5 protein-coding genes are annotated in these 7,063 nt (G+C 71.0%); all 5 read left to right on the top strand.

Going from position 1 to position 7,063, the window contains the following annotated elements; translation table 11 throughout:
• The coding region (locus tag ACLBWX_RS16130) for a polysaccharide biosynthesis/export family protein (RefSeq protein WP_447678031.1) at positions 1-1,110 on the top strand (1,110 nt) is incomplete at its 5' end.
• Between the two features lie 212 nt (positions 1,111-1,322).
• Positions 1,323-2,459: a branched-chain amino acid ABC transporter substrate-binding protein gene (locus tag ACLBWX_RS16125; protein ID WP_447678030.1), complete on the top strand. Its 1,137-nt coding sequence runs from the start codon at positions 1,323-1,325 to the stop codon at positions 2,457-2,459.
• A gap of 192 nt (positions 2,460-2,651) precedes the next feature.
• On the top strand, positions 2,652-3,764 hold the full coding sequence (locus ACLBWX_RS16120) for a TRAP transporter substrate-binding protein (RefSeq protein ID WP_447678029.1): 1,113 nt from the start codon (positions 2,652-2,654) through the stop codon (positions 3,762-3,764).
• A 416-nt stretch (positions 3,765-4,180) separates the two neighbouring features.
• A complete protein-coding gene (locus ACLBWX_RS16115; RefSeq protein ID WP_447678028.1) occupies positions 4,181-5,581 on the top strand; it encodes a deoxyribodipyrimidine photo-lyase in 1,401 nt (466 codons plus the stop codon).
• 157 nt (positions 5,582-5,738) lie between these two features.
• Complete coding sequence (locus ACLBWX_RS16110; RefSeq protein WP_447678038.1) at positions 5,739-7,061, top strand: chloride channel protein; 1,323 nt, start codon at positions 5,739-5,741, stop codon at positions 7,059-7,061.
• Positions 7,062-7,063: the final 2 nt, after the last annotated feature.

Raw genomic sequence — 7,063 nt, 5'->3', positions numbered from 1 at the left:
CTTCCCGCGGCCGGACCGACGACGGGTGCGGTTGTGGAGGGGGCCGACATTTCGACGAGCGAGGGCACGTTCGCGCGCTACGAGATCGTCGACCTGTCGGCGGCGACCATCGAGGCCCTGCGGGGTCGTGCGCTGGACAGCCTGCTGGCCTCCTTCGGCGACCGGCGCCCGTCCCTCGAGCCCGTCATCGGGGTGGGCGACTACGTGGCGATCTCGGTCTGGGAAGCCGGCTCGGGCGGCCTGTTCTCCGGGCCGCTGGTGGCCGACCGCTTCTCGGCCGGCTCCAAGTCTGCCCTCATCCCCGAGCAGGTGGTGCCCCGGGACGGGGCCATCAGCGTGCCCTATGCCGGGCGCATCCAGGTGGCCGGGCGCCGGCCCCAGGACGTGCAGGCCCTCATCGAGACCGAACTCGCCGGCAAGGCGATCCAGCCCCAGGTGCTGGTCTCGGTCACCAAGGCGGTGTCGCAGACGGTGACCGTCACCGGCGAGGTCGTGGCCGGCGCCCGCGTGCCGCTCTCGGGCAAGGGCGACCGCCTGCTCGACGTGGTGGCCACCGCCGGCGGCGTGCGCGCAGCCGTCAACGAGACCTTCGTGCGCCTCTCGCGCGGCCAGCAGACCGCCACGGTGCCGCTGACCACGGTGGTGTCGAACCCGGCCGAGAACATCTTCCTGCGCCCGGGCGACACCCTGACCCTGGTGCGCGATCCCCAGACCTTCCTGGCGGTGGGCGCCCTGGGCAACTCCACCGAGATCCCGTTCCAGGCCGAGGGCATCACGCTGGCCCAGGCGCTGGCCAAGGCGCGCGGCCTGTCCGACTTCCAGGCCGATCCCTCCGGCACCTTCATCTTCCGCTTCGAGCCCGCCGCGGTGGTGCGCCGCCTCAAGCCCGGCAGCCCCCTGCTCGGCACCCCCCTGGTGCCGGTGGTCTACCGCATCAACATGCGCGATCCCAACAGCCTGTTCCTGACCCAGGCCTTCCGCATGCGCAACCGCGACCTCGTCTACGTCTCCAACGCCCCCTTCACCGAGGTCCAGAAGGTCCTCTCCGTCTTCTCCACCATCACCGCCCCCGTCTCCGCAGGAGCCTCGGTCTACAGCGTCTCGCGCTGAGGCCGGGTTCGGAGGGGCGTGAGGCTTCGCCGCCTCGCGCCCGTGCCGAAAGTCCCTCTTGCGTTCTCGCGCGGCATCGCGCACGGGTCCCACGGCCCGATCGATGCCGGAAGGCGCCGGGCCGTGGACCTGGTGCGCCCGCCGAACCTTGGCGGCTGGCCGATCCGCCTCTATGTTTCTGCGAGGTCGACCGAGGCGTGAGACGGGGCGGGATGAGGTTCAGACGCGCGGCCCGGCGCTTCGGGCGCGCCGGCGGCTTGGCTGGCAGCCTGTTCCTCGGCGCCGCCGCGCTCGTCGGCGTGACGGCGGCCCGGGCCGACGTGGTGATCGGCGTCGCCGTGCCCCGTTCCGGTGCCTACGTGGCGGTGGGCGAGCAGGTCCTGCGTGGGGTCCAGGCCGCGGCCCGCGACGCCAACGCCAAGGGCGGCCTCGACGGCCAGACCATCGTGCTCGACGTGCAGGACGACGCCTGCGATTCCAACAAGGCCGTGGCGGTGGCCAATCACTACGCGACGCAAGGGGTGCGCCTCGTGGTCGGCCACGTCTGCTCGAACGCGTCGCTGGCGGCCTCCGAGGTCTACGCCGCCAACGGCACGGTGATGATCACCGCCGCCTCGGTCGCCGCCAAGCTCACCGACCGGGGCCTGCCGACGATCTTCCGGGTGTGCGGCCGCGACGACGACCAGGCCAAGCTCTCGGCCACCGTGCTCGCGGAGCGGTTCCGCGACAAGAAGATCGCCATCCTCAACGACCTGACGCCGGGCTCGCGCAACCTCGCTGCCGCCACCAAGGAAAACCTCAACCGGATCGGCATCAATGAGGCCATCGCCACCGCCTTCGCGGCGGGCGACGCCGACGACGCGGCCCTGGCCGACCGCCTGAAGGAGGCCGGGATCGCGGTGGCCTATTACGGCGGGGACGCCCGCGAGATGGGCCGCCTCGTGCGGATCTCGGCCGAGCGGGGCTTCAAGCCGCAATGGTTCGGGACCTCCGCCATCGCCACGCAGGAATTCGCCACCATCGCCGGGCCGGCGAGCAACGACGTTCTGATGACCTTCTACCTCGATCCGCGCCGCAAGCCGGAGGCCGCCGCCGTGGTCGCGGCCTTCAAGGCCGAGGGCGTCGAGCCCGAAGGATCGACGATCTACGGCTACGCGGCCCTTCAGGCCCTCGTGGCGGCCGGCAATTTCGCCCATACGGCGGAGTCGAAGCGCATCGCCGCCACCCTGCACGCGGAGCGCTTCGACCTCGTGCTCGGTTCCGTCGGCTTCGACGGCAAAGGCGACGTCACCGCACAGGGCTACGTCCTCTACGTCTGGAACGACGGCACCTTCACGTACGCCAAGTAGTTCTACGCCAAGTAGTTCACTGAACGCGGGTCGTTCTCGCCGCCTCGCGTCCTTCCGGTCGACTTCCGGGCGGCCAACGGAGACATCCGAACGTTTCGGGATCGTTTCCGGCCGTCCGTCGTTCGTGAACGGCGGACGTTCGGGGCGGCGCCGGCCGCAACGGGACGATTCCAGATCGAGCAGCGAGGCGTCATGCCCCCATCCTCCGCACGCCCGACATCCGGGCGCCGTGCTCTCCTCTCCGCAGGCCTCGGCGGCGCGGCGGCCCTCCTGGCCGCGCCCGTGCGGGCCGAGGCGACGCCGGACCTGCGCTGGCGCCTCGCCTGCGCCTTTCCCAGGACCCTCGACATCCTGTTCGGCGCCACCGACATGCTCGCCCGCATCGTCGCCGAGGCCAGCGACGGCCGGTTCCAGATCCAGCCTTCCGGGCCGGGCGAGCCGGTCCCGGCCGAAGGGCTCTTCGATGCCGTGGCCGCCGGCACGGTCGAGATGGGCTACGGCCCGGCGACCCTGGGACTGGCCAAGGATCCGACCTTCGCGCTGGCGACCGCCCTGCCCTTCGGCCTGAACGCCCGCGGCCAGAGCGCCTGGTGGCTCCAGGGCGGCGCCGCCGACCTGTTCGGCGAGATCTTCGCCAGGCACGGGCTGGTCGCCCTGCCGGCGGGCAATACCGGGGCGCAGATGGGGGGCTGGTTCCGCCGCGAGATCAAGGCGCAGACGGACCTCCAAGGGCTGAAGATGCGGATCGGCGGCCTCGGCGGCCAGGTGCTGGCCAAGCTCGGGGTGGTGCCCCAGGCGACTCCGGGGCCGGACATCTACGCCGCCCTGGAATCCAAGGCGATCGACGCCGCCGAGTGGATCGGCCCCTACGACGACGAGAAGCTCGGACTGCAGAAGGTGGCGCCGACCTATCACTATCCGGGATTCTGGGAGGGCGCCTCGACGGTCCATCTCTGGATCCAGGCCGAGGCCTGGAAGGGACTGCCCAAGAGCTACCGGGCGATCCTTCAGGCCGCCGCCGCCCAGGTCCATGCCGACGTCCAGGCGAAGTACGATGCGCGCAACCCGCGCGCCCTGCGCCGCCTCGTGGCGGCCGGGGCGCAGCTGCGCCCGTTCCCGCAGGAGGTGATGGAGACCGCCCTCAAGACCGCCAACGACGTCTATGCCGAGATCGGTTCCAGGAATGCCGACTTCAAGCGCGTCCACGAAGCCATGAAGACCTTCCGGAACGAGGAATACCTCTGGTTCCAGGTGGCGGAATACACCTACGACAATTTCATGATCCGCGCCCGCGCCCGCGGGTGAGGGGCCGGAAAAGAAAAAAGGCCGCTCCGAAGAGCGGCCCGAAGTCTAGGGAGGAAACGCCCAAGGAGGGCAGCAGGACCGCGACGCCATCGCGTTCCCGCAATGCACAATCTGAACCTCTCCCATAAAATTGCAAGGCGGATAGGGCAGCATCCATGTCGCTTTTGGTGCCGCGGCACACATTGCCCTATTTCTGTATCCAAAATGACGCACCCGAGCAGCGGCAAATGCTCATGGCATCGCGCGGCTCCAGCCCCAGATGAGCTTGCATCAAAGGATTGGTCGAATTCAGTTTTCGCGGCTGCGTCTGCTCGGTTCGCGCGGGCAGGCCTGCCCGGGGCGGCCACTCTGCCTCGGGTGCCGGACGGATGCGGCGACCCGACCTTTCACGACGAACCAGGAGACGACGAGCGGCGATGGCGATTCAGGCGGGACGGATCCGACTCCTCAAGGACGCTGAGCCCCGGGCGGAGGGGCGCTACGTGCTCTATCTCCTGCAACAGGCGAATCGCGCGCATGAGAATCCCGCCCTCGAGCTGGCGATCGAGGAAGCCAACCGGCTCGGCCTGCCGGTCCTCGCCTGCTTCGGTCTGCTCGACGGCAAGAACGGGTTTCCGGAGGCCAATGCCCGCCACTACGCCTTCCTGCTCCAGGGGCTCGCCGACGCGGCGTCCGGCCTGAAGGCCCGGGGCATCGGCTTCTGCCTGCGCAAGGCCTCGCCCGCCCAGGTCGCGATCGACCTGGCCAAGGATGCCGCCCTCCTGGTCCTCGACCGGGGCTATCTCGCGATCCAGAAGCGCTGGTACGCCGAGATCGTCGAGGGCGTCGACGCGCGGATCGTGCAGGTGGAGGGCGACGTCGTGGTGCCGGTGGAGGTCGCCTCGCCCAAGCACGAATACGCCGCCCGTACCCTGCGCCCGAAGCTGCACAAGCACCTCGACGACTACGTCGCGCCTCTGACCGCCCGGAAGGTGAAGCACCCGGCGGGGCGCGGCCTTCCGAAGTCCGAGGTGGACATCGCCGATCCGGATGCGGTGCTGGCCGGCATGAGCCTCGACCGCATCGTCGGCCCGGTGCGCCGCTTCACCGGCGGCGAGACCGAGGCGCGCCGGCGCCTCGAGGCCTATCTCGAAGGCCCGTTCGCCGATTATGGCAGCGACCGCAACCGGCCCGAGGCCGGGGCGGCCTCGCACATGAGCCCCTACCTGCATTTCGGGCAGATCTCGCCCGTGGAGATCGTGCTGGCGGTCCGGGCCGCCAAGGCCGGCGGACGCGAGGACAAGGCGGCCTACGTCGAGGAGGTGGTCATCCGCCGCGAGCTGGCGATGAACCACGTCCATTACACGGACGGCTACGACAGCTACGCGCGCGCCGTTCCCGAATGGGCCCGCAAGGCCCTGGCCGAGCATGCCGACGACCCGCGGCCGAAGACCTACACCGAGGCCGAGCTCGCGGAGGGCAGGACGCATGACGTCTACTGGAACGCCGCCCAGGCCGAGATGCGCGAGACCGGCTACATGCACAACCACCTGCGCATGTACTGGGGCAAGAAGATCCTCGAATGGTCGCCCACGCCCGAGGAGGGCTTCGCCCGCACGCTGCGGCTCAACAACCGCTATTTCCTCGACGGGCGCGACGCGAACTCCTTCACCAACGTCGCCTGGGTCTACGGCCTGCACGATCGCCCCTGGGCGCGGCGCAAGATCTTCGGGACGGTGCGCTACCAGAGCGAGAATTCCCTGCGGAAATTCGACGCGAAGGCCTATCTGCGGACCGTCGAGGCGCTCTGCCGGGCGGAGGGCGAGGACAAGGCTTGAGTCTCCCCGGGGTATGCCCCTTGCCTGAAGCCCGCCCGACGCTCCGCCTCCCGAGTTCCCGCCCCGAGCCTTCGATCGCATGCCCTCCACCCGTCCCGCCAAGGTGCCGCGCGTCAAGGTTCTGAGAGCCAAGGTCCGCTCCGGGGTCGTGCCGCGCATGCGGCGCCTGCGCGGGGCCACCCGCGACGCCTTCGGGCTGTGGCGCCATCGTCTCCTGTTCCTCGTCGGCGGCATCGGCGTCGGGCTCGCCGCCGTTCTGATGGCGGGGCTGGCCGATGCGGCCCAGGGCGCCTTCCGGCGCCTGCTCGGCCTCTCGCCCCTGGTGGCCCTCGGCCTGACGCCCTTCGGATTCGCCCTCTGCGCCTGGCTCGCCTGCGCGGTGTTTCCGAACGCGCAGGGCTCCGGCATTCCTCAGGTGATCGCGGCGCGCCAGACCGGCCAGCTCGCTCTGCGCCGCGCCCTCGTCTCCCTGCGTGTCGCGGCGGGCAAGATCGTGGTGATGAGCCTCGGCCTGCTGTTCGGCGCCTCCACCGGGCGCGAGGGGCCCACGGTGCAGGTGGGGGCCGCGATCATGGCGGCCGCCGGTCACCTCACGCCGGAGCGGGTGCCGGGACTGATCCTGGCCGGCGGAGCGGCCGGCGTGGCCGCGGCGTTCAACACGCCGCTCGCCGGCATCGTCTTCGGGATCGAGGAGCTCGGCCGCGCCTACGAGGCCCGCACCGGCGGGCTCATCGTCGCCGCCATCGTGGCGGCCGGCCTGACCGCGATGGCGCTGACCGGCAACTACACCTATTTCGGCACATCCAGCGCCGCCCTGCCCTTCGGGCCGGGCTGGATCGCCGTCCCGGTGATCGGGGCGCTGGGGGGCCTCGCCGGCGGCGGCTTCGCCCGCATCGTCATCCTGTTCGCGCGGGGCCTGCCCGGACGCCTCGGGGCGGCCATCGCCGCGCGCCCCGTCGCCTTCGCGGCCGCCTGCGGCCTCGGGGTCGCCCTCTGCGGTCTCGCCTCGGGCGGCACGGTCTACGGCACCGGCTACGAGGAGGCGCGCGCCCTCCTGCACGGCACCGCGGAACCCCATCCCGACTTCGCGCCGCTCAAGTTCGTCGCGACCCTGCTCTCGGCGATCAGCGGCATTCCCGGCGGCCTGTTCGCTCCATCCCTCAGCGTCGGGGCCGGCCTCGGCGCCGCCCTGCACGGCTGGTTCTCCGGCGTTCCCGTGGCGGCCCTGGTGCTCATCGGCATGGTCGCCTACCTCACCGGCGCCCTGCAGGCGCCGATCACCGCCTTCGTCATCGTCACCGAGATGACCCAGGACCACGCCCTGATGATCCCCCTCATGGTGGCGGCCCTGATCGCCGACGCGGTCTCGAAGGCGGTCTGCCGCGAGGGGCTCTACCACGCCCTGGCCCACCTCCTCCTGGAGCGGGCCGGCACGCAAGCGCGCCCGGTGGCCCCGGCCCGGCCCGGGACCCTATCGTAAAA

It is taken from the genome of Methylobacterium sp. M6A4_1b, from assembly GCF_053345175.1.
Note: the sequence above shows the minus strand (reverse complement) of the source record. Positions and strands in the feature narration are given on the sequence as shown.

Coding starts and splice junctions, on each gene's coding strand:
- ACLBWX_RS16110 (WP_447678038.1), top strand. CDS start 5,739: ATGCGGCGCCTGCGCGGGGCCACCCGCGACGCCTTCGGGCTGTGGCGC.
- ACLBWX_RS16120 (WP_447678029.1), top strand. CDS start 2,652: ATGCCCCCATCCTCCGCACGCCCGACATCCGGGCGCCGTGCTCTCCTC.
- ACLBWX_RS16125 (WP_447678030.1), top strand. CDS start 1,323: ATGAGGTTCAGACGCGCGGCCCGGCGCTTCGGGCGCGCCGGCGGCTTG.
- ACLBWX_RS16115 (WP_447678028.1), top strand. CDS start 4,181: ATGGCGATTCAGGCGGGACGGATCCGACTCCTCAAGGACGCTGAGCCC.